This window comes from Flavobacterium sp. NRK1 (genome assembly GCF_024054175.1).
GTDB lineage: Bacteria > Bacteroidota > Bacteroidia > Flavobacteriales > Flavobacteriaceae > Flavobacterium.
Genome location: NZ_JAMXLA010000015.1, coordinates 1 through 498 on the forward strand (window position 1 = coordinate 1; position 498 = coordinate 498).

1 protein-coding gene is annotated in these 498 nt (G+C 49.6%); it reads left to right on the forward strand.

All coding sequences use genetic code 11. From position 1 onward, the window contains the following. Positions 1 to 498, forward strand: a 498-nt coding sequence (locus tag NHE85_RS16670; RefSeq protein WP_252813339.1) for a hypothetical protein, incomplete at both ends; no start/stop codon positions are given.

Here is a 498-nt window from a genome sequence, read left to right on the forward strand (position 1 = left end):
ATAGCTGACCCTTCAGCCTATGAAAGCGGGACAGGTTCAGTGTGGGTACGTGTTGCCCTTGATACGCACAACCCTGCAGAGCCGATGTGTGCGCAGATCGTTGAGCTGCCGCTTATCGTGAACCCGCTTCCACCGGTAGCTGACCTTGAGCCATTTGCGCATTGTGAGCAGAATACCGACGGCGCCTATGATTTTAACATCCAAGAGTATGTAAACAATGCCCTTGGCGGCAATGAAGCGGATGAGTATGATGTAGACTTCTTTGAAGACGCGGCACTTACCACCCCGGCAGTACCGGTAACAGCTTATCCTGTAACAGGAGGCAGCGGAACGGTATATGTAAGGGTAACCAATAACGAGACAGGCTGTATAATCGTAAAAGAGCTAACATTGTTAGTAGAGGAAGCCGCTATCGCCAATCCAATTACTACTGTATTTGATGAATGTGACTATGACGGTGCCAATGACGGTATCATCAGCACCTGGGACCTTACGGTT